The following is a 22,260-nucleotide window of genomic DNA, read 5'->3' on the forward strand; positions in this document are numbered from 1 at the left end:
CCCGCACCATCCCGGACCTCTGGGCCGCCATCGCCGATGCGCTCCCGCAGTTCACGCCCGCCGAGTGCGCCAACTACTTCACCGCGTGCGGATATGAGCCGGAATGACCGGAAACTGCTCTAGGTGGTCGGGGAGCCGGCGCCGGTGGCTTGGCTGCCGGCCTGGGCGCGGACGCGTTCCTCGGGCAGGGGGATGAACTCCTGGTCGTCGCCGGGAACCAGGGCGAAGCGGCCGGCCTTCCAGTCGTCCTTGGCCTGCTGCACGCGCTCGCGCGAGGAGGACACGAAGTTCCAGAACAGGTAGCGCGGGCCGTCCATGGCGGCACCGCCCAGCAGCAGCAGGCGCGCGCCCTGCGGGCCGGCGCGCAGGAACAGGCGGTCGCCGGCGCGGAACACCAGCATGCGGCCGGGCTCGAAACGGTCGCCGGAGACTTCCACCTCGCCGTCCAGGACATAGGCGGCGCGTTCCTCGTGACCATCGGGCAGCGGCAGGACGGCGCCGGGCTCCAGGGCGGCGTCGGCGTAGAACAACGGGGAATGCGTGCCGACGGGGGAGCGCAGGCCCCAGGCCTCGCCGGCGATGAGGCGCAGCCGGGCGCCGCGGTCGGCCGTGGTCGGCAGGGTGGCGGCGGGGTGATGGGTGAAGCCGGGAGTGGCCTCCTCGGCGTCGCGCGGCAGGGCGACCCAGGACTGGATGCCGAAGAGCCGGCCGCCGCGGGGACGGTCCGCGGCGGCCGTGCGCTCGGAATGGGTGATGCCGCGGCCCGCCACCATCCAGTTCACGTCGCCGGGCCGGATGGGCTGGTCGGAACCCAGGCTGTCGCGGTGCTGGATCGCGCCGTCGAACAGGTAGGTCACGGTGGACAGGCCGATATGCGGGTGCGGGCGGACGTCCAGACCGCGGCCGGACAGGAACTCGCCAGGGCCCATCTGGTCGAAGAAGATGAAGGGGCCGACCATCTGCCGTTCCTTGGCCGGCAGGGCGCGTCGGACCTCGAAGCCGCCAATGTCGTGGACGCGGGGGAGGAGCACGAGGTCCACGCCATCCGGCAGGGCGGGGCCCGGGTTGCTGGCGTCGCTCATGGGCTGTTCCTGGAACCGGGGTGGTCGGGGCGCGCAGCCTAGAACGGATTTCGGCCGCGTTCGCCAGCCTCCACCCGCTCCGACGCGCGGGTGCGTCCGGGGCCGACCGCGAAGCTCGGCAACACGGAGCCACCAAGCGCCGCCGGGGCGGGTGGCCGGGAAAGCCCTAGATCGTCAATCGAGCGTCGGCGGCAGGCGGGCAGCGTTTTCGGGCGTTGCCGTGAAGATGAAGTTGTTCACGTAGAGGCCACCTGGCCTCATCTCCCGCGGGTGCTGGTGCAGGCCGATGTCGAACTCCGCGATGCCGCGCCGTTGATGGCGCTCGTAGAAATAACCGGCATAGCCGAGGTCGCCCAGGAAATCGAAGACGCTGGCCGGCGCGTCCGGGTTGGTCAGCTGCTGGCTTTCGATCAGCAGGGTCGGCCGGTCTCGCCGGAGGATGCCTACGGCCCCGCGCAGCACCGCCAGCTCATGGCCCTCGACGTCGACCTTGATGAAGCCGATCGGGTCCTCGACCACCGCGTCCAGGCGCTCGACCCGGCAGTCGACCAGCCGCGTCGTCGTGACGTCGTGTTGGAAGCTGTTGGCGTCTTCCAGCGTGCTCAGCCCGTGCATCTCCTGGCCGGCCTCGCCATAGGGGATGCGGAGCTCGGCCGTACCTGCGCGGTCGGACAGAGCGATCTGATGGATCACCACGCCGCGCCGCGGCAGGCGCGTGGCGAGATCATCGGCGAGCCAGGGGATTGGCTCGAAGCAATGAACCTTGCGGCAAAGCTGCGCGAGACGTCCGGCGTAGAGGCCGAGATTGGCGCCGACATCCACCGCCACACGGGAGCGGTCGGCCAACAGGGGCAGCAGCAGCCATTCCCGTTCGACGTTCTTCCACCGCTGCCAGCGGAGGAGCTGGATCTGGAAGGCCATCCGGGGGCCGCCCAGGCGCGAGGCCAGGTTCAGGACAGACGAAACGATCTGCATGGGCGCTTTATACCTGCAGAGCCGGATTGCGAGATGGAAAAACCGCCGGCTCCGCCGCACGCGTGGCCTTGAGCCGCACCGATGCACCTGAAGGGTGTCAGGGGCTGACGGCCTGAAGGGAGTTGCGGGCTGACGGGCAGCCTCGTGCCGGGCAAAGGTCTGGACGCAACCTCAACCCGTTGAGGTTCCGGCAATGAATGGGGGGCGGCGCCGGAGCGGACATTGCTGCCCGGGGATGCCGGACAGCGCGAGCACCCAGTGCGTGAGGCGTTCAGCGGGCTGCGGCTGTCTGCACCGCTACGGCGTGGCCTGGCGGGCAATGCCCGGCCACCTTCCGCCCTGGCATGCGGCCTCCGACCAGGCCGGGCGCGGCTTCTGCACCGCCCCGCTGCAGAAGGCCCGTCAGCCCCTGCCTGCCTAGGGCGCCAGCGGCTTCAGCCGGAACAGCACCGCCGCCACCGCCAGCGCCGCCAGCAGCAGCGCCCCTACCAGCGCCACCACCCCGTGCCAGCCGTGGCTGCCCCAGAACACGCCACCGGCCACACCCACGATGCTGCCGCCCATGTAGTAGCAGAACAGGTAGAGCGAGGAGGCCTGCGCTCTCGCCCGCCGCGCCCGCCGCCCGACCCAGGAGCTGGCGATGGAATGGGCGCCGAAGAACCCGAAGGTCAGCACTGCCAGCCCGCCGATCACCGCGACCAGGGATTCGAACAGGGTCAGCCCCAGCCCAAACAGCATCAGCAGCACGGCGACCCAGAAGATGCGCGGCCGGCCCAGCCGGTCCGCCAGCGTGCCGGCGATGGTGGAAGAGGCGATGCCCACCAGGTAGACCGCGAAGATCATCCCCACGATCGCCTGGCTGAGCGAGAAGGGCGGCGCCAGCAGGCGGTAGGCGACGTAGTTGTACACCGTCACCAGGGCGCCCATCAGCAGGAAGCCTTCCAGGAACAGCCAGCGCAGGCCGCCGTCGCGCAGGTGGTCCAGGGCATTGGCCAGCAGGGCACGCGGTGCCAGCGGCCGCGGCTGGAAATGGCGCGAGGGCGGCAGGGCGCGCCAGAAGGCCAGCCCGGCGAGGAGGCCGATCACCCCGACCGCCGCGATCGCCAAGCGCCAGGAGCCGAGGTCGCTCAGCAGCCCGGTGATCACCCGCCCGCCCAGCCCACCCAGGGCGGAGCCGCTGATGTAGAGCCCCATGGCGTAGCCGGTGGATTTCGGGTCCACCTCCTCGCTGACATAGGCCATCGCCACGGCGGGCAACCCGCTGAAGGTGATGCCCTGCAAGGCGCGCAGCCACAGGAACTGGTCCCAGGACGGCACCAGGGCGGACAGCACGGTCAGCGCCGCCGACACCAGCAGCGAGAACACCATCACGGGCTTGCGGCCCACCGCCTCGGACAAGGCGCTGGCCACCAGCATGGCCACCGCCAGCAGCCCGGTGGTCAGCGACAGCGACAGGGCGCTGGCCGCGGCGCTGACGCCGAACTCGGCCGAGAAGACCGGCATGAGCGGCTGCACGCAGTACATCAGCGCGAAGGTGGAAAAGCCCGCTGCCAGCAGGGCGAGGTTGGTGCGGCGGAATTCCGGCGTGCCGCCCTGGATAAAGGGGGCCTCCGCCGCGGTTGAACCGGCTTCCGAGGGGTGGTCGATAGCCATGCGCGCCTGCTCCCGCCGCGGAACCGCGATCCGCCTTCCTGGACCGCCGTCGCGACCATCCCGGGGGCGCAGCTTTCCACGAAGCGGCGGCCGCCGCACGCCCGGGATGGTGTGGGGGAGGGTTGCGTCCGGGGGGAGGCTGGGCGGGCTTTCGCCTTACTTCCTTACCATCTTACTTCCTTACCGCCGTGGCTCCGGCGGGTCGGGAACGGAAGGGTCCGGGACAGCGGGTTTACCGCGCAAGCGCCTGATCCGTCAAGGAATTCTTTCCGCGCGCAGACGCTGCGCGGTGGTCCGGGGCCGGCAAAGCGCCGCCGCATGTGTCATTTTCGCCGGAATTTGACACATCGCCCGGCCCTGCTCCGACGGCCCGGCGCCGGGCGGCGGGACGGCCGGGGATCAGGTGATGTCCGGGGGCCTCGCGGGGTGGTCCCTCCCCTGCCCCAGCGCGCACGGTGGCGCAGGTGGTGGGCGGCAGCGCTTGCCGGGGGTGCGGTCGACGTGGGGCGTCGCACCCGGTTCGGCCGCCCTGGGCGGGGCGGCGGGATTGCCGCCGCGGGCCGGCGGCTGGTAAGGCTCGGCCACCCAAACTGGACCCGGTGCGATCCCGGGTGGCTATTCCGGCCGCTGATCCGCCGGACCATGAACACCGGACCCTGCTTGCCGCCGAGGCCGCCGCTGCCCGTGTTCGATCCCTGGTTTATCCCATGACACGCACGTCCCGTTTCCGGACCGAATGGTTCGCGGGCGCCGCCCAGGCGCGGCGCGACCTGCTGGCCGGGCTGGTGGTCGCCCTGGCCCTGATCCCCGAGGCGATCGGCTTCGCGCTGATTTCCGGCGTCGATCCGGGCGTCGGCCTTTATGCCTCCGTGGCCATCGCCATCGCCATCGCGCTGCTGGGCGGGCGGCCCGGCATGATCTCGGCCGCCACGGCCGCCGTGGCGGTGGTGGTCACGCCCTTGGTGCGCGAGCACGGGGTGCAGTACCTGTTTGCGGCCACGGTGCTGATGGGGCTGATCCAGGCGGCCGCCGGCCTCGCCCGGGTGGACCTGCTGATGCAGTTCGTGTCGCGCTCGGTGATCACCGGCTTCGTCAACGCGCTGGCCATCCTGATCTTCCTGGCGCAGCTGCCGCAGCTGACCGGCGTCACCTGGCACACCTATGCCATGGTCGCGGCGGGGCTCGCGATCATCTACCTGTTTCCGCGCGTCACGAAGGCGGTGCCGTCGCCGCTGGTGGCGATCCTGGTGCTGGCGGCGGTGGGCATCGGCTTCGGCCTGCCCGTGCGCACGGTGGGCGACATGGGCAGCCTGCCCACGGGCCTGCCAGGCTTCGCCCTGCCCGAGGTGCCGCTGACGTTCGAGACGCTGCGGATCATCCTGCCCTATTCGCTGACCATGGCGGCGGTGGGGCTGCTGGAATCGCTGCTCACGGCCCAGATCGTGGACGACATGACGGACACCGACAGCGACAAGCGGCGCGAATGCCTGGGCCAGGGCGGCGCCAACATCGTGTCGGCGCTGGTGGGCGGCATGGGCGGCTGCGCCATGATCGGGCAGTCCGTGATCAACGTGACCTCCGGCGGGCGCACGCGGCTGTCCACCTTTGCGGCGGGGGTGATCCTGCTGGTGCTGCTGGCGGCGCTGGGGCCCTGGGTCGGGCAGATCCCGATGCCCGCGCTGGTGGCGGTCATGGTGATGGTGTCGATCGGCACCTTCAGCTGGACCTCCATCCCCAACCTCCGCCGCCACCCGCCCACCTCCTCGGTGGTGATGCTGGTCACGGTGGCGGTGGTGGTGGCGACGCGGGACTTGGCGCAGGGCGTGCTGGCCGGGGTGCTGCTCTCGGGCATCTTCTTCGCCGCCAAGGTGCAGCGGATGTTCGCGGTGCGGCGCGTGCTGTCGGCGGACGGGGGCACCGCGACCTATCACGTTTCGGGCGAAATTTTCTTCGCTTCCGTGCAGCGCTTCACCCGCGCCCTGCGGGTGGAAGGCGAAGCGCCGGCGGTGGTGATCGACGTGAGCGCCGCGCATTTCTGGGACATCTCGGGCGTCGGTGCTCTCGACAAGGTCGTGGCGCAGCTCCGCCGCGACGGCCGCGCGGTGGAGGTGGTCGGCTACAATGCTGCCAGCGCGGCGCTGGTGGACCGCTTCGCGCTGCACGACAAGACCGGCGTCGAGACCGGCGCCGTGCCGCACTGAGGCGCGGCCGGGCGCGCCCCGTGGGGCGTTTCCCGTGCGGCGCGCCCGTTCCGGCGCTTATTCCGGCTCGATCCCGGCTTCCTGGGCGACGCGGCCGTTGCGCTCGGCCTCCGTGCCGATGAAGCGGGCGAAGCCGGCGGCGTCCTCGTCCACGGGGTCGGCGCCCTGCTCGGTCAGGCGGGCGCGGATGGCGGGCTCGGCGCCCACCTCGCGCACCGCGGCGTTCAGCGCGTTGACCACCTCGGCCGGCATGCCCTTGGGGCCCCAGAGGCCGTACCACAGGGTGAACTGCAGGTCGGGCATACCGGCCTCGGCCGTGGTGGGGATTTCCGGCGCCTGGGCGGAGCGGTTCGGGCTGAACACCGCGAAGGCGCGCAGCCGGTCGGCGCGCAGATGCGGCAGGGCGGAACCCAGCGGCGCCACCATCAGCGCGGTCTGCCCGGCCAGCACGTCCGTCAGCGCCGGGGCGGTGCCGCGATAGGACACCACCAGCGTGTCCAGCCCGGCGCGGCGCTTGAAGCTTTCGGTGCTCAGGTGGCCCATGCTGCCCAGGGCGGAATTGGCGAAGGCGAACTTGTCCGGCGCCGCCTTCATCGCCGCCACCAGGGCGCCGAGGTCGCCGTTCGGCGTGCCCGCGGGATTGCCCACCAGCACCAGCGGCGCGGTGGCCAGCCGGGCCACGGGGGTGAAGTCGGTGATGGGGTCGTAGGGCACGGCGCGCATCACGCGCTTCGCCATCAGCTGGATGTCGGCGTTGATCAGCAGCGTCTTGCCGTCGGGGGCGGAGCGCGCGACCTCGGCCGCGCCCACGGTGTTGTTGGCGCCCGAGCGGTTCTCCGTGACCCAGGGGCTGCCGGTCTTCTCGCTCAGGCGGGTCGCGTAGATGCGGCCGATCACGTCGATGGCACCGCCGGGGGCGGCGGGCACCACCACCCGCACGGGGCGGCTGTTCTGGGCGGCGGCGGGGCGGCCGAGCGCCAGGGCCGGCAGGGCGAGAAGTGCTGCCGCGGCCTCGCGACGGTGAAGGGTTCGCATGCTAGGTCTCCGGCTCGGTTTCCGTGGCGCCCCGCGCGCCGCGGGACGATCCGTGTGTTCCGCGGCGCCCGGCCGCGGGATGGCTCCGCGCGGGGGTCTAGCGCCCTTTGCCGCGGCTTTCGATGCCGGACCGGCGGAATGCCGCTCCGAGGGGGAGAAGGGAGTTCGAGATGGACCAACAACTATACGCCGCCCTGGGCGAGCTGGTGATCGCCAACCGCATCCTGGCGCATGAGGGGGTGCTGGACGATTTCGGCCATATCAGCCTGCGCCATCCCGGCCGCCCCGACCGCTTCTTCGTGTCCTGCTCGCGCTCGCCGGAGCTGGTGGACCGCGACGACCTGATCGAGTTCGACCTGGACTGCAAGCCGGTCGAGCTGAACGGCCGCCGCCCCTACCTGGAAAGCGTGCTGCACGCCCGCGTCTTCGCCGCCCGGCCGGAGGTGCAGTCCTGCGTGCACCACCACGCGCCCTCCGTGCTGCCATTCACCGTGGCGTCCACGCCGCTGCGGCCGGTGTTCCACATGGCCGCGGTGCTGGGGAGCGAGGTTCCGGTCTGGGACAGCCGCACGGAGTTCGGCGACACCAACATGCTGATCGACGACATCCCCAAGGCGGACAGCCATGCCCGCGCCCTGGGCAGCGGCAGCGCGGTGCTGCTGCGCCACCACGGCGCCAGCTGCGTCGGCACCAGCCTGGCGGCGGCCGTGTTCGTGTCCGTGCGCATGCGCGACAACGCCGAGCTGCAGAGCCGCGCCGTGGCGCTGGGGGGCGCGAGCTTCCTGACCCCGGGCGAGATCGAGCAGACGGGGGCCATGCTGCTGAGCGAGCGGCCGCTGGCGCGCGCCTGGCAGTACTGGCGCGCCCGGGCGGGGTATTCGGGGATCTGAGGCAGGGCGTCGCGCGGGTGGTTCACGAGGGGGCTCTGCCCCCTCGCGCTCCCCCGCGAGAAAGCTGAGGTTCCTCGACCTCCCGTTCGCAAAAGAATGGCGCTGGTGGAGACGGCATCACTTCACGGCGGCTACGCCCGCGGAGTGATGCCGTCTCCACCAGCGCCAACTCACGGCGGGGTCCGGGGACCTACGAGGTCCCCGCCCCAGGCAAAGGCTCCGCCTTTGCCTGGGGCGTGGGGGCCGAGCCCCCACGGGCCAAGCAGTGCCGCGCCCAGGCGTCAGGCCGCCGCGGACGCCCGCTGCAGGGCGACCCAGACCTTTTCCGGCGTGGCGGGCATGTCCACCGGGGCGGCACCGGCACGGCCGAGGGCGTCGGCCAGGGCGTTCATGACCGCCGGCAGGGAACCGGCGCAACCGGCCTCACCGCAGCCCTTGGCGCCCACCGGGTTGGTGCGGGCCGGCACGCCGCGGGAGGAGGTGGTGAGCGACGGCATGTCCTCGGCCCGCGGCAGGGCATAGTCCATGAAGGAGGCGGAGAGGATCTGCCCGCCCTCGTCGTAGCTCACGCGCTCCATCAGCGCCTGGCCCATGCCCTGGGCGATGCCGCCATGCACCTGGCCGGCCACCAGCATCGGGTTCACCTGCACGCCGAAGTCGGACACCGCGACGTAGCGGGCCAGCTGGACGTGGCCGGTCTCGGGGTCCACCTCGACCTCGGCGACGTGGCAGCCGTTGGGGAAGGCCATCGGCTTGTCCTCGGTGACATGCGTCACGTCGAGGGAGCGCAGCTCCTCCGGCAGGTCGTCGGCCGCGCGCATCCGGGCGGCGAGGTCGAGGATGCCGATGCCGCGGTCGGTGCCGGCGATGGAGAAGCGGCCGGCGCCCGGCTCGAACTCGATATCGGCGGCAGCGGCTTCGAGGATGTGCGAGGCGGCCTCGCGGCCCTTCTCGATCACCTTGTCCGAGGCCTCGATGAGGGCGGTGCCGGAGGACATCATGGAGCGCGAGCCGCCGGTGCCGCCGCCATGCACGAGCTGGTCGGAATCGCCCTGCACCAGCTTGATCCGCTGGAAGGGGATACCGAGGCGCTCGCTCAGCAGCTGGGCGAAGGGCGTCCAGTGGCCCTGGCCGTAGTCGAGGGTGCCGGTGACGATGGTGACGTCGCCGTCCTCCTCAAAGCGCACCGTGCCCTGTTCCTTGCCGGCGGGGGCGGTGCATTCGAGGTAGTTGCCCAGGCCCCGGCCGCGCAGCAGGCCGCGGGACTTGCTCTCGGCGGCACGGGCTTCGAAGCCGTCCCAGTCGGCGGCGCGCAGCGCCTCGTCCATCAGGGCGGAGAACTCGCCGCCGTCATAGGTGGTGCCGGAAGCAGTGTTGAACGGCATCTGCTCGGGGCGGATGTGGTTGATCCGGCGCAGCTCCAGCGGGTCGCGACCCATCTGGCGCGCGGCTTCCTCGATCAGCCGCTCCATGAAGTAGTTTCCCTCGGGGCGGCCGGCGCCGCGATAGGCGCCCACGGGGGTGGTGTTGGTGAAGACCGACTTGGTGTCGATCTCGATCAGCGGCGTCGCGTAGTTGGACTGGATGTTTTTCAGGAACCCCATCGTGCCCATCAGCGGGCCCACGGTGGCGAGGTAGCCGCCCATGTTGGCGAAGGAGGTCAGCCGCACCGCCAGGAACTTGCCCTGCGCGTCCAGGGCGAGTTCGGCCACCGTCTCGTGGTCGCGGCCGTGCTGGTCGGACACGAAGGAACCGGAGCGCTCATCGGTCCACTTCACGGGGCGGCCGAGTTCGCGGGCGGCGTGCAGGATGGGGGCGTATTCCGGGTAAACGCTGCCCTTCATGCCGAAGGAGCCGCCGACATTGCCGGTCAGCACGTGCACCTTCTCGACAGGCACCTTCAGGATGTCCTGCGCGAGCTGGCGGCGCAGGCCGAAGACGCCCTGGGAGCCGACGCGCAGGGTGAAGCGGTCGCCGTCGTATTCCGCCACCGCCGAGCGCGGCTCCATCGGGCAGACCACGATGCGGTTGTTGCGCAGTTCCAGCTTCACGGTGTGCGCGGCGGTGGCGAAGGCTTCCGCGACCTTGGCGCTGTCGCCGTGGTGGAAGTCCAGCACGACGTTGTTCGGCACGTCCTCGAAGACCTGCGGCGCGCCGGGGGCGGCGGCGGCGGAGGCTTCGGTCACGGCGTCCAGCGGCTCGATGTCCAGCTCCACCGCCTCGGCGGCGTCGCGGGCCTGCAGGGCGGTTTCCGCCACCACCACCGCCACGGGGTCGCCGACGTAGCGCACCTTGTCGGTGGCCAGCGAGGGGCGTTCCGGCGCGCGCAGGGGGGAACCGTCGCGGTTCTTCAGCGGCATGGCGCAGCGGATGGTGCCGTATTGCGCGAGGTCCGCGCCGGTCCAGACGCCCAGCACGCCCGGCATAGCGCGGGCCGCCGCCGTGTCGATGCCGCGGATCACCCCGTGGGCGTGCGAGGAACGGACGATGTGGGCGTGGACCTGGCCGGCCACCTGGAGGTCGTCGGTGTAACGGCCCTGGCCGCGCAACAGGGTGGGGTCCTCGTTGCGCTTCACGGACTGGCCCACGGCGAAGCGCATGCGGGAGGGATCGGGCAGGTTGGTATCGGGCAAGACGGGGATCTCCGGCACGATCGGGGTGCTCGGGGGAGAGAATAGGTCCGCCCTCCGGAGTCTGCGAGGCCCACTGGGCTCGACGCACCCCCGCGCCGGGGAGAAGCTGCCCAGCGATGCGGCAGGCGCGTGGCCTGACGCGGCAGGAAAGGGCATGGCGGGCATGGGCGAGGCGGCGATGGGCGGTTGGCGGGCACGGGCGGGCACGGTGTTCTCCACCCAGAAGGCGCCGGCCACGGGCAGCCGGGGGATGGTGGTGACCAACCACCCGCTGGGCTCGGCCGCGGGGGCGGAGATGCTGGCGGCGGGCGGCAACGCGGTGGATGCCGCGGTGGCCAGCTTCTTCGCCCTCTCGGTGGTGGAGCCGATGATGGTGGGGCTGCTGGGCGGCGGGCTGGCGCATATCCGCACCCCGGACGGGCGGCACGTCATCGTGGACGGGCTTTCCGCCACGCCGCTGGCGGCGCCGCTGGACCTGTACCGCCCGCTCTCGGACGAGCCGGCGCTGCGGATGGAGGCGGAAGGCCGCGCCAACCTGGTGGGGCCGCTGGCCGTGGCGGCGCCGGGCGCGCTGCGGGCCTGGTGCGAGATCCTGGAGCGCTACGGCACCCTGCCGTTGCCCGACGTGATGGCGCCGGCGATCCGCCATGCCGAGCGGGGTTTCCGCGTCACCTCCTACCTGTGCGACTGCATCGCCGATGCCGCGGCGGACCTGGCCCTGGACCCGGAGATGGCGCGGGTCTTCCTGCCGGGCGGGCAGCCGTTGCAGCCCGGCGACCGGCTGGTGCAGGGCGATACGGCGGAGACGCTACGGGTGATCGCGCGCGAGGGGCCGGGCGCCGTGCATGGCGGTGCGCTGGGGGCGATCGCCTGCGACTGGTTCGCCCGGCACGGCGGCGTGCTGGCGATGCCCGACTTTTCCGGCAACCCCGCAGTGGAGCGGGAGCCGATCCGGGCGCTGTATCGCGGCCACGAGGTGATCGGGCCCCCTGCCCCCTCGGCCAGCGGCATGCACGTGGCGCAGATGCTGAACATCCTGGAAGGCTTCGACCTGCGGGCGTCCGGCTTCGGCACGCCCGAAACGCTGCACCTGCTGGCGGAGGTGATGAAGATCGCCTTTGCCGACCGCGCCGCCGTGACCGCCGACCCGGCCTTTATCCGCATCCCCGTGGCCCGGCTGGTGTCGCGCGACTACGCCGACGAACGGCGCGCGGCGCTGGACCTCGGCCGGGCGCAGTCCTGGCACGCGGGGGTGGCGCCGGGGGAAGGCGCGGACACCACCCATGTCACGGCGGCCGACGCGGCGGGCACGGTGGTCAGCATGACTCAGACCATCAACAGCCTGTTCGGGGCGCGGGTGCGGCTGCCCGGGCTGGGGCTGATCCCCAACAACTACATGTCCAACTTCGACCCGCATCCCGGCCGCGCCCTGTCGGTGGCGCCGGGCAAGCGGGTGACCACCTCCATGGCGCCGCTGATCGTGCTGCGAAACGGCGCGCCCGCCTTCGCGCTGGGGCTGCCGGGCGGGCTGAAGATCTTTCCCTCCGCCATGCAGGCGGTGATCAACCTGCTGGACCATGGGATGAGCCTGCAGGAAGCGGTGGAAGCGCCGCGGCTCTGGACCCAGGGCCAGGCGGTGGAGGTGGAAGCGGGCTTCCCGGAACCGGTGCGCGCGGCGCTGGCCGCCAAGGGCCATCCCGTGGCGCCGGTGCCCACAGTGGGCGGGGGGATGAACGCCATCGCCTTCGAGGGCGGCAGCATGACCGGCGCCGCCTGCTGGCGCGCCGACGGCACGCCGATCGGCGTGGCCGGCGGGCTGGCCCGGCGGGGCGTGCGCTTCGTGCTGGAGAGTGCGCGGCGGTAAGGGCGGGGCACTTCCCGGGACGGCGGCGGTGCCGTCCCGGGGTGCGGGTACGACAGGGTCCCGGCTCAGGAAACAGCCGCGTGCCGCCTCAGGCGCTTGCGGTTCTCAGCGCAGCGGCTCCGGCAGGGAGCCGACGCCGACTGTTCGTTCCAGCCTCCTGACGGACTGCGCGTAGCCTTCCGAACGAAAGGCAGCCCGGTCCTGCGGGGCGTAGTCCACCGACACGGCCTCCATCCGCCCGTCCTGGTCCACCCGGCGCAGCACCACCCCGTCGGCGGTCACGCATAGCTGGGCCGGGATCATCTCCACCCCCGCGCGCCGCGCATTGCCGGTGACCCAGTCGTATTCCGTGACCCGCCACAGCGTGCAGGCCAGCCCGGCGACGCTGGCCTCGCCCTCGCGGCGGAAGGTGGCATGGTCCGGCGCCACCGCGATCCGGTTCGAGGGCTGGCCCGGCCGCCGGGCCAGGAACTCCATCCGCCGCTCGGCGTCGCGCAACTGCAGCAGGCCGCCGGTCCGTTGTTCCAGCAGGGCGCCGTCGCGCGGTTGCCCCTGCGCGTCCAGCAGCGACGTGCGGATGGCGGCTTCGCAGGCGCTGAAGGCGGCGCGGAAGGTTTCGCCCGGGCGGGCGGAATGGCGAAAGGTCACTGCCACGTCGCGCGTGGGGAACAGGAACGGCCGGTTCTCGCGCGCCACCGGAGGTGATGGCAGCGCCCATCGCGGCAAGCGCATCCCCGGCGGGTCGCGGAGTTGCGGCGCGTCGCCGGGGCGGGTGACCGGCGTGGCGATCAGGGCGCGGGGCACGACCCAGCGGCCCTGTTCCACCGAGAAGGGCTCGCCGCAGGGGCCGTCGGGGGCGAGGCTGGGCGTGAGAAAGGCTTCCAGCACCTCGCCGGGGCGCGGCACGCGGCGCTCGCGCGGCACCGGCACGCGCAGGCGCCTCGAACCGTCCCAGGGCGGGTCCAGCACGCGGGCCCGTTCCGCGAGGGGCCCTGACGTGTGGACGGGCTCGAAGGGCATGTCGGTGTTCAGGCAGGGCATCACGAGCGTGAGCGCCGTGCCCGCCGATACCGGGTTGATCGGCCGTGGCGGCAGGTCGGCCGTTTCGCCGTCGGCGCGGAACACGCGCCGCGCCACCGCCGGCATGGCGCAGCGGCTGCCGGCATCGGCTGCGGGTGGGCCCGTCACCTCGAACTGGAGATGCAGGACGGCGTCGCGCGCGGCGGCGACCGGGTCGAGCCTGCCGTCCTGGGCCAGGGCGCCCCCGGCCAGGGCGGGCGCCAGGGTGAGCGCCAGGGCGGCGAGGATCAGGCGGCACACCCGGATCGATCGCATGGCTCTCCTCCGCACGGGCCGGAACGACATCCTGGCACCGGCGGCGGTCGTTTCGCGAGCGTCCCGTGCGGTGCCCGGCCTCCGGCGCTGCCACAGCGGCCGGTCAGGCCCGCGGAACCCTCAGCGGGCGGCCCAGTCGGCAGCGGCGGCGGCGAAGTCCCGCCAGGTCGGCAGGGATAGGTCCGCCGCGTCCCGCCACAGGGCCTCCGCCTCCGCGTCGTCCAGGACGCGCCGCATCGCCGCGGCCAGGGTGGCGCCGGTCACCTCCGGCAGCCGGACCTGGCCCAGCGGGGGCAGGTCGCGCGTGGAGGGCAGATGGCTGCCCACCACCACCGGCACGCCGGCAAAGAGGCTTTCCACCGGCGGCAGGCCGAAGCCCTCGTTCTCGCTGGCGTAGACCGTGGCCCGCGCCTGCGCCAGCAGCGCCGCCACCTCCTGGTCCGTGGCGTGCCGGACCCAGCGGATGCCGGAATCCGGGGCGGCCGCCGCGGCCTCGATGCCCTTGGCCAGCGCGCCGCCCTGGTCCACGGCACGGCCCACCAGCACCAGCTCGGCCCCATCGGCGGCGCCTTCGGCGCGCAGGGCGCGAAAGGCGTCCACCACCTGTTCCTGCCGCTTGCGCCCGTCGATTGAGCCGATGCAGAGCAGCGTGCGGCGCCCGCGGTCGAAGGGCCGCGGCCGCACGCCCAGCCCGTCGGCGCCCAGGGGCAGCACGGGCCCCTGGAAATCGGGCTGCCGCCGGATGCGCCCCGCGAAATCGTCCCGCGTCGCCGTGCTGATGAAGGACACGCGCTCGGCAGCCGCGAGGGCGCGCAGGTACCACATGCCGGCGATGGCCTGCGCCCGGCCGAAGGGCATCAGGTCCGGCCGCAGCCAGGGGATGAAGTCGTAGGCCAGGAAGCGCGAGCCCTGCGGATCGGCCTCCAGGCGGCGGTTGTAATGCAGGCTGTGGTCGCGGCCGCCGAAGAGTTCCGGGTTGAACACCATGACGCCGTCGGGGATGCGGGCGGTGGGGGCCTGCGCGATGGCCGTGGCGAGGCGAGAGCGCAGCGCCTCGACCGGGGCTTCGCGCAGCTCGGGCGCGGTTTCGCACAGGATCTCCACCGCCTCGCGCGGCAGTTCCACCAGCGCGTCGGTGGCGAGGTCGTAGCGGCAGGGGATGGCCGGGATGGCGGCCGGCCAGTGGCGCAGCAGCTCGCGCACCACGCGCTGGATGCCGGTGCGGATCGGGTCGGCGACGGTCTCGGTGATGTCGATCGCGATCGGCGCCGGCATCAGGAGGCGACCTCCAGGTCGAGCCCGCGCAGCAGGTGCGCCGCGTAGACGGCGGGCTCGTGCTCGGCGGAATAGGCGGCGCGCTGCGCCTCGTCGCGCGGCGCCAGCGGGCCGCGGTCCAGGATGGGGGCGAGCAGCTCGGCGATCAGCGTCGGGCTCCACTGGTCCGGCACCTGCCGCACGAAATCGGGGCCGCCCAGCGAGTCCGCGAGGTCGGCATTGGCCACGGCCGGCAGGCCTGCGGCGATGCAGTCCTGCAGGGCGCCGGAAATCTGCCCGAAGCGGTAGGTGCGCAGCTGCACCGCGGCGTCGGCGGCCAGCAGCCACCGCCGCCATTCCGCTTCCGCCACGGAGCCGGTGATGGTCACCCGGCCGCCCAGGTCCAGCGCCCCGGCCAGCCAGTTCAGGTGCGCCTCCACGGCAGGGTGGTTGGGCAGGCCGACGAAAACGAGGCGCAGCCGGTAGCCCCAGTCGTGCAGCAGGCGCTGCGCCCAGACCAGGTCCTCCGGCGCCTTGTCGTCGGCGACGAAGCCGAGATGGATCACCAGCAGCTCGTCCGCGGCGACGCCCAGGGCGCGGCGCGCGGCCGCGCGCGAAGGACGCTGCACCTCCTCCGCCACGAAGGAGCGCAGCAGCGCGAAGGGCAGGTAGCGCGCCCGGGTGCCGTAGAGCTCGCCCACGATGTCGCGCAGCTTGAGCGAGTGCACGAAGAGCGGCTGCGACGCCGCTGCGATCTCCTTCAGGAACAGCGCCTGCATGCGCCACTGTTCGCGCGCCCAGAGATCCAGCTCGGCGGAGCGCACGGCGCGGCCGGTTTCGGAACGCGCCAGGGCCAGCGTGCGGTCGCGCCCGAACTTTTCCAGGTAGAAGTGCAGCATGCGCGCGTCGTGGGCGATGCAGGCGCCGCCATAGTCCAGCAGGTTGCCCACGATCTCGTCGTGGAAGTAGGAATTGCCGGCCACCGACACGACGCGGTCGTAGCGCCCGGACAGGTGCGGCAGCGCCGAGATCGGGCGAAACGCGGCGCCTTCGGGGATGCGCGGCGCGGTGGCGGCGGTGAAGACTTCCGTGTCCGCCATGCGCGCCAGCGGCGCCACCGTGGCGAAGCTGAAATCCGCCACGCCCGAACGGTCCGGCGGCATCGGCGTCATGATGGCGATGCGCGGCCTGGCGCGGCGCGACACGGCGGGGGATGCGGGCGGGGCCTCGGCGATGGCGCGCCAGAAGCGTTCGGCCACCGCGCTCTCGGTGAAGCGGCGCCACAGCGCACCCTGCTGCGCCTGCAACGCCGCGCGCGCGGCCGGATCGGCCACCATGCGCTCCATCATGCCGCCGAGGCGGTCGGCATCCTCCGGCTCGAACAGCGCGCCGGGGTCGGCCACCAGCTCGGCCTGGGCGGGACAATCGGCGGCCAGCACGGGGGAGGCGTTGGCACTGGCTTCCACGATGGGGATGGAGAAGCCTTCGAGGCGGGACGGCGCCACGGTGGCGAAGGCGGCGCGGTAGTTCCGCTGCAGCTCGGCGTCGGACAGGTGGGGCAGGAAGCGCAGCAGCTCGGGGTCGCCCGCCTCGCGCTCGTACTCCTCGCGGTACTTCTCCTGCAGGGAGGGTGGATAGGCGCCGGCCACCAGCAGCGGCACGCCGCGGCGCTGCAACGGCGCGCTGCGGGCATGGGCGCGCAGCGCGACCTCGATGTTCTTGCGCGGGTCGGGGCCGGCCACCACCAGCAGGTGTTCCAGCTTCGCCGGCGGCAGGTCGGGTTCCGGCACCAGCGCGCCGCGCACCGCGACGCCGGTGGTGACGCTGCGCGCGCCTTCCGCCGTGCCGGTGACCGCGTGCAGCCGCCCGGCCGTGGCGCGCGAGATCGGCAGGAACAGGTCGTAGGCGCCCAGCCAGGCGAGGCCCGCGTGGTAGTCCAGCCGCGCCTTCTCGCCCCGCAGGTAGGTGCCGGGCATGTCGAGCGGGATGAAGTCGTAGATGATCGCGGCGCGCCGGCGGCCCGGCCGCGTCAGCAGCCGCGCCACCCGCAGCGGGTCGTGCGTCATGGGCGACAGGCTGAGGAACCAGCCGGTGCCCGCGGGCTCCTCGTAGGCGGTGACGCGTTCGGCGTCGAACAGCACGGCCAGGCGCGGCAGCAGGCGCGGCAGGGCCGGGTCCAGCAGGGCCACCAGCCGCGGCGCCCCGGGCCCGCGCGGGCGGTGGCGCAGCAGGGCTTCCGCGTGCTGGCCGATGCCGCGTTCGCGGAACTGCGGGTCCTGCAGGCAGCGGGCGTCGACGATGATGCTGGGCGTCGTCATGCGGCCGGGGAGATTCTTGCGGCGTCAACTGTGCCGGGCACGTCACCACTTCCTTCCTGAACCCGTGACGGGGCGCCGAAGCGCGCCGCGGCGGCGACCGCCGGCCAGTTCTCGCCCCGCCGTCCGTCCCGGTGCTGCGCGGCGTCGCACCGGCCCGTCCCGGGCACTGTTGCCGATTTCCGGGCGCTTCGCCTAGACCTGGGGAGCGACGGGCTGATAAGCCCGCGCAGGGCACGGCCGGGGCTGCGCGGGGTCCGGCGGCCATCGCGACGGCGTTTGCGCAGCGCAGGGGTTCGCGGCCGTTCCGGGTGGGGGCCGCGACGTTGGGGGAGAGCGGAATGCCGAATGCGCCGGACGGAGCAGCGGTTCCCAGGGAAGGCGTCGTGTGGGCGTATCGCCTGCTGCTTGGGCGCGAACCCGACGGCGACGCCGCGCTGCGCGAGCACCTGGAGATGGCCGGCTCGGTCAGCGAGCTGCGGCAGAACTTCATGGCGAGCCCGGAATTCCAGCGCACCGCGCGCAGCTTCGTGGAAGCGCCGCCCTCGACCCATCCGCACCAGCCCTGGCTGGAGCGTTTCCCGGCCTGGGAAGGCCCCGGCGAGCCCGGGTTTTTCCGCGACTTCCTGGGCGTGCGGACGCGCTGCAACTACCTGCCGCCGAGCTTCCATTCCTTTGCCGGGCTGGTGCAGGGCGCCGACGGCGCGCCGATGCCCCTGCACGGGCGCGAGGAATGGGGCGCGATGTTCCGCTCGCTGTTCGAGGCCCGCGGGCGGCTGACGGTGGTGGAACTCGGCGCCGGCTGGGGTCCCTGGCTCGTGTGGGGCGCCAAGGCGGCGGAGCGGCTGGGCATCACGGAGGTCCACCTGGCCGGGGTGGAGGGCGCGGCCTCGCACTACGAGTTCCTGCGCACGCATTTCCGCGACAACGGCCTGGACCCGGAGCGGTATTCGCTGATCCACGGCATCGTCGGCTCCGAGGACGGCACGGCGCATTTCCCGCGGCTGCACGACCCCAGCAGCGAATGGGGCGCGGAAGCGCGCTTCGATGCCGGGGACGCTACCGCGCCGTCGGGCGCGGAGGTGGACGAGGTGCGCAGCATTTCCCTGCAAACGCTGCTGCAGCCGCTGCCGGTGGTGGACATCCTGCACTGCGACATCCAGGGCGCTGAGAGCTTCGTGCTGCCGGCGGCGATGAACACCCTGCGTGCCCGCGTGCGGCGCATCGTGATCGGCACGCATGGGCGGGCGATCGAGGCGGGGCTGCTGGACCTGTTTGCCGCGGCGGGCTGGAAGCTGGAAGCCGAGCAGCCCTGTGTGCTGGCCCAGCACGGCGCCACGCTGTCGCTGGTGGATGACGGCGTGCAGGTGTGGCGCAACACCGATCCCGCCGTCGACCTCCCCCGGGAGGACCATCCCGGGACCGGCCGATGACCTTTATCAGCTACGCGCAGAACTTCGAGGACGTCCTGCTCCGGCGCGTGTTCCGCGACGTGGAGGAAGGCTTCTACGTCGACGTGGGCGCCTTCGACCCGGCGCTGCATTCCGTCACCAAGGGGTTCTACGACGCGGGCTGGACGGGGCTGAACATCGAGCCCGGACCGTCCTTCGACGCCTTTCCCGAAGCGCGTCCGCGGGACACCAACCTCCGCCTCGCGCTGGCGGAACAGGCCGGGCGGGCGCGCTTCCTGGTGGACCGTTCCCGCAGCAGCGGGGAAATCCTCGGCACCTCGCGGCTGCACGCGCCGGAGGATGTGGCGCCGGCCGATGTGGCGATCGAGGAATGCGAGGTGGAAGTGTCCACCCTGGCCGCGGTGCTGGACGCGCATGCGGCGGGGCGGCACATCCATTTCCTCAAGATCGACGCGGAAGGGGCGGAAGGGCGCATCCTGCGCGGCGCGGACTGGACGCGGCACCGGCCGGAGGTCCTGGTGATCGAGGCGACGCGCCCGGGAACCCAGGAACGGGTGGACGCGGAATGGAGCGGGCTGCTGTCGGCGGCGCGCTACCGCGCGGTGTATTTCGACGGGCTGAACGCCTGGTTCCTGCGCGAGGAAAGTGCCGCCCGCGCCGCGGCCTTCGGGCTGCCGGTCAACGTGTTCGACGATTTCCACGTGGCGCCGGCCGAGACCGCGACGCTGCTGGCCTCGCTCGACCAGTGGGGACATGGGCTGGAAGCCCAGCTGCTCGCCGCGCGCGACGAGCTGGCGGGCGCGGCGGAACGGGCGCGCGCGGCGGAGGCGGAGTTGCCAGCGTTGCGCGAGGAGCTCGCCCGGACCCAGGCGCGGGTGCAGGCGGCCGATAGCTGGGGGCACTCGCTGGAAGCTCAGCTGCTCGCCAGCCGGGAAGCGGTCGCGCAGGTGGAAGCGCGGGCCGAGGCCGCCGACGCATGGGGGCACTCGCTGGAGGCGCAGCTGCTGGCGGTGCGGGAAGAACTCGCCCAAGCCGGGCCGCGCGCGCAGGCCGCGGAGCAGCGGGGCGAGGCGCTGGAGGCCGAGCTGCGCACGGCCCGGGACAGGCTCGCCCAGGCGGAAGCGCGCGAAGCGGCGGCGGCGGAATGGAAGCTGTCGCTGGAAGCGGGGTTGCTGGCGGCCCGGGACGAAGCGGCGGCGCTGGGAGAGCAGGCCCGGGTGGCGCGCGAGTGGGGCGAGGCGCTGGAAGCGCAGCTGCGCGCGGCCCGGGATCGCGCCGCGCGGGCGGAGGAAAGCCTGGAGCGTTCCTATGCCGCCTTCGACGAGGAACGGAAGCAGGGCGAGGAAGCCGCCGCCGAAGCCGCCACGCTGCGGCAGCAGTTCACGGCGTCCGAAGCCTGGGCCTGGTCGCTGAACGCGGCCGTGCTGAGCAAGGAGGAGGCGATCACCGCGCTGCGGGCGGAGTTGGAAGCGCTGCAGCAGGAAAACGCCAACCGGCTGCTGCCCCGCAGCCTGCGCGCGGTCGGCGGCCTGCTGGGGCGGGGGCCGGCTGCGGCGGAACCGTCGCCTGCTGCCGGGGCTGCCGCGGCACCCGCCGCGGCGGAGGCTGCGCCGGCCGCCGCCCTGCCGGCGGTGCCGCCCGCCCGGCTGGTGACGCGCGTCCCGCGACGGCTTCGCCGGGCCGCGGACCGGGTGACCTTGTCCGCCTTCTACCGGCTGGCCTTCCCCCTGGTGCACGCGGCCGCCAGGCGCCGCCCCGAGCTGGCGCCGGAGCTGGCCGCACCCCCCTCCCCCGCCGTTCCGGAAGCGGTGGCCGCGATGCCCGAAGCGCCCTGGCCCGCCACGGCGCCCGCTGGCGCCGATCCGGGCCCGCCGCCGACGCTGGACAAGCACCTGAGCCGCAGCCTGGAAGCGGCCCTGCTGACCCTGGCCATCCGGCGCGAGGGTCCCGAACACGGGTGACCGGCCGGGCGGCGGCGGGCCGCCCGGGGGCGACCACGCGGCCCGGTTTCCGGGTGACGCCGCCGGCCTGGAACAGGTTCCTTGCCCCGCCGGCAGGTCCGCTTCGCCGGTCCGGCCGTTTCCCGCCTGGGCGGCCCGGCCCTAGTCCGGCTCGACCCGCCCGCGCCGCACCCGGCCGCGCGACAGTTCCGTTACCACCCCGTGCAGGGTGCGCAGCTCCTGTTCCGTCACCTCGCCACGCTCAAACCAGTGGCGGAGGTTGCGCACCATGCCCGGGCGCTTGGGCAGGTTGTCCAGGAAGCCGGACTCGTCCAGCTCGCCCACAAGGCGGTTCAGGAAGATGTCCAGCTCGCCCTTGGTGGCCACGCGCGTCTCGTTGGTCATCAGCACGCGCGGCGGGGTGGGCTCGGCCGCCGTCCACCATTCATAGGCCAGCACCATCACCGCCTGGCCGAGGTTGAGCGACATGTGCGCGGGGTTGAGCGGGTAGCGCACCAGCGTGTCGGCATGGGCCATGTCGTCATTGTCCAGCCCGGCGCGCTCGGGGCCGAACAGCACAGCGGCGCGCAGGCCGCGGCCGTTGATCTCGCGCAGGTCCTCGGCCGCGGCGCGGGCGGTGCGGACGGGGATCACCACGTGGCGCGGGCGGGGACAGGTGGCGAGGACACGCTGGCAGTCCGCCACCGCGTCGGCCACCGTGGGGTGCACGGTGGCGGCGTCCAGGATGCGGCCGGCGCCGCTGGCGGCCGCCCAGGCGCGGCTCTGCGGCCAGCCATCGCGCGGGGCCACGAGGCGCAGGTGGAACAGCCCGCCATTGGCCATGGCGCGGGCGCAGGCGCCGATGTTGTCGGCCAGTTGCGGGCGCACCAGCACCACGATCGGGCTCTCGCCCGGGGCGGGGTGCAGGTCGGCGCCGTCCTCACGGTCTCGTCCGGTCATGCGGCATCCCCTTGCGTCGGGGCGCGGCGCGGCACAAGGGGCCGCGAGGCGGGGGGCGCCGGCCGCGCCGCGGCGGCCGGCCGCGGCGGCGCCCGGTCCGGCCTCAGCGCAGGCGGGTCTGCATGGCCTGCATCTGGGCGATCTCGCGCTCCTGCGCGGCGATGATCTCGGCCGCCATGCGCTTGATCTCCGGGTCCTTGCCGTAGCGCAGGGCGATCTGCGCCATTTCCACCGCGGCCCGGTGGTGCGGGATCATGCCGGACAGGAAGTCGCGGTCGGCATCGCCGGTGTAGGGGACCTGCATGTCGCGGTGCATGCGCATCATGGCCTCGCGGTATTCGCGGGTGCTGGCGGTTTCCACCGCCACCGCGCCGGGGGTCGCGGGCCGCGTGGGGGTTGCCGCGGCACCCGGGCCGGGCGCGGCGCCGGGGGTCGCTGACGCACCCGGGGTCGCTGCCGCGCCCGGGGCCGCTGCCGCGCCGGGGGCCGTTGCCGCGCCGGGGGCCGCTGGCGCAACCGGGGTCGCTGCCGCGCCGGGGATCGCTGCCGCGCCCGGGGTCGCCGGGATGGCGGAGGGGGCGGGCGGGGCCACGGGGGCGGCCGGCACGCTCGGCAGGGCGTGGCCGTCATGCGGCGGGGCCTGGGCCAGAACCGGCATCGCCGGCAGCAGCAGGGTGGCGAGCAGCAGGGCGGTGCGGGGCATGGGTGGCT

General features: G+C 73.3%; 15 protein-coding genes, 1 pseudogene and 1 other annotated feature. Of the genes and pseudogenes, 6 read left to right on the top strand and 10 right to left on the bottom strand.

Annotation, left to right across the window (positions count from 1 at the left end):
• Window positions 1–107: pseudogene (locus ACLIBK_RS14715) on the top strand (IS630 family transposase); the annotation flags it as partial.
• A 12-nt stretch (window positions 108–119) separates the two neighbouring features.
• Here the strand turns inward: ACLIBK_RS14715 and ACLIBK_RS14720 are convergent.
• From ACLIBK_RS14720 to ACLIBK_RS14730, 3 genes are all read right to left on the bottom strand, one after another.
• On the bottom strand, window positions 120–1,082 hold the full coding sequence (locus tag ACLIBK_RS14720) for a pirin family protein (protein ID WP_415388032.1): 963 nt from the start codon (window positions 1,080–1,082) through the stop codon (window positions 120–122).
• A gap of 174 nt (window positions 1,083–1,256) precedes the next feature.
• Window positions 1,257–2,057, bottom strand: a complete 801-nt coding sequence (locus ACLIBK_RS14725; RefSeq protein WP_415388033.1) for an FkbM family methyltransferase — start codon at window positions 2,055–2,057, stop codon at window positions 1,257–1,259.
• Between the two features lie 417 nt (window positions 2,058–2,474).
• Window positions 2,475–3,710: an MFS transporter gene (locus ACLIBK_RS14730; RefSeq protein WP_415388034.1), complete on the bottom strand. Its 1,236-nt coding sequence runs from the start codon at window positions 3,708–3,710 to the stop codon at window positions 2,475–2,477.
• A gap of 589 nt (window positions 3,711–4,299) precedes the next feature.
• Window positions 4,300–4,355, top strand: a sequence feature (sul1 is cis-regulatory element that is thought to sense ions involved in sulfur or methionine metabolism; They are found in Alphaproteobacteria).
• Between the two features lie 62 nt (window positions 4,356–4,417).
• Between ACLIBK_RS14730 and ACLIBK_RS14735 the strand changes: the two genes are divergently transcribed.
• Window positions 4,418–5,911, top strand: coding sequence for a SulP family inorganic anion transporter (locus ACLIBK_RS14735; RefSeq protein ID WP_415388035.1), 1,494 nt, complete (start codon window positions 4,418–4,420; stop codon window positions 5,909–5,911).
• Window positions 5,912–5,968: 57 nt separating this feature from the next.
• Here the strand turns inward: ACLIBK_RS14735 and ACLIBK_RS14740 are convergent, their stop codons facing one another.
• On the bottom strand, window positions 5,969–6,946 hold the full coding sequence (locus tag ACLIBK_RS14740) for a Bug family tripartite tricarboxylate transporter substrate binding protein (RefSeq protein ID WP_415388036.1): 978 nt from the start codon (window positions 6,944–6,946) through the stop codon (window positions 5,969–5,971).
• A 170-nt stretch (window positions 6,947–7,116) separates the two neighbouring features.
• Here ACLIBK_RS14740 and ACLIBK_RS14745 point away from each other — a divergent pair, with 170 nt between their 5' ends.
• Window positions 7,117–7,836 (top strand): class II aldolase/adducin family protein, encoded by a 720-nt coding sequence (locus tag ACLIBK_RS14745; protein WP_415388037.1) that lies wholly within the window; start codon window positions 7,117–7,119, stop codon window positions 7,834–7,836.
• 281 nt (window positions 7,837–8,117) lie between these two features.
• Here ACLIBK_RS14745 and ACLIBK_RS14750 read toward each other — a convergent pair whose 3' ends face one another.
• On the bottom strand, window positions 8,118–10,436 hold the full coding sequence (locus tag ACLIBK_RS14750; RefSeq protein WP_415388116.1) for a xanthine dehydrogenase family protein molybdopterin-binding subunit: 2,319 nt from the start codon (window positions 10,434–10,436) through the stop codon (window positions 8,118–8,120).
• A 187-nt stretch (window positions 10,437–10,623) separates the two neighbouring features.
• Here ACLIBK_RS14750 and ggt point away from each other — a divergent pair, with 187 nt between their 5' ends.
• Complete coding sequence (ggt, locus tag ACLIBK_RS14755) at window positions 10,624–12,333, top strand: gamma-glutamyltransferase (protein WP_415388038.1); 1,710 nt, start codon at window positions 10,624–10,626, stop codon at window positions 12,331–12,333.
• A gap of 105 nt (window positions 12,334–12,438) precedes the next feature.
• On the opposite strand, the gene ACLIBK_RS14760 is transcribed toward ggt, so the two are convergent.
• The 3 genes from ACLIBK_RS14760 to ACLIBK_RS14770 all read right to left on the bottom strand — a co-directional run bounded on the left by ACLIBK_RS14760 (window position 12,439) and on the right by ACLIBK_RS14770 (window position 17,240).
• Window positions 12,439–13,668 (bottom strand): hypothetical protein, encoded by a 1,230-nt coding sequence (locus tag ACLIBK_RS14760; protein WP_415388039.1) that lies wholly within the window; start codon window positions 13,666–13,668, stop codon window positions 12,439–12,441.
• A 120-nt stretch (window positions 13,669–13,788) separates the two neighbouring features.
• Window positions 13,789–14,943, bottom strand: coding sequence for a glycosyltransferase (locus tag ACLIBK_RS14765; protein WP_415388040.1), 1,155 nt, complete (start codon window positions 14,941–14,943; stop codon window positions 13,789–13,791).
• On the bottom strand, window positions 14,943–17,240 hold the full coding sequence (locus ACLIBK_RS14770) for a glycosyltransferase (protein WP_415388041.1): 2,298 nt from the start codon (window positions 17,238–17,240) through the stop codon (window positions 14,943–14,945). Before ACLIBK_RS14770 ends, ACLIBK_RS14765 begins: the two co-directional genes overlap by 1 nt.
• Before the next feature lie 383 nt (window positions 17,241–17,623).
• On the opposite strand from ACLIBK_RS14770, the gene ACLIBK_RS14775 reads away from it, so the two are divergent.
• Both ACLIBK_RS14775 and ACLIBK_RS14780 read left to right on the top strand, forming a co-directional pair.
• Window positions 17,624–18,670 (top strand): FkbM family methyltransferase, encoded by a 1,047-nt coding sequence (locus tag ACLIBK_RS14775; protein WP_415388042.1) that lies wholly within the window; start codon window positions 17,624–17,626, stop codon window positions 18,668–18,670.
• Complete coding sequence (locus ACLIBK_RS14780) at window positions 18,667–20,610, top strand: FkbM family methyltransferase (protein ID WP_415388043.1); 1,944 nt, start codon at window positions 18,667–18,669, stop codon at window positions 20,608–20,610. Before ACLIBK_RS14775 ends, ACLIBK_RS14780 begins: the two co-directional genes overlap by 4 nt.
• Before the next feature lie 141 nt (window positions 20,611–20,751).
• Here the strand turns inward: ACLIBK_RS14780 and ACLIBK_RS14785 are convergent, their stop codons facing one another.
• Window positions 20,752–21,549, bottom strand: a complete 798-nt coding sequence (locus tag ACLIBK_RS14785) for an RNA methyltransferase (protein WP_415388044.1) — start codon at window positions 21,547–21,549, stop codon at window positions 20,752–20,754.
• A 103-nt stretch (window positions 21,550–21,652) separates the two neighbouring features.
• A complete protein-coding gene (locus ACLIBK_RS14790) occupies window positions 21,653–22,252 on the bottom strand; it encodes a DUF305 domain-containing protein (RefSeq protein WP_415388045.1) in 600 nt (199 codons plus the stop codon).
• Window positions 22,253–22,260 lie beyond the last annotated feature (8 nt).

It is taken from the genome of Roseomonas sp. BN140053, from assembly GCF_047690175.1.
GTDB lineage: Bacteria > Pseudomonadota > Alphaproteobacteria > Acetobacterales > Acetobacteraceae > Roseomonas.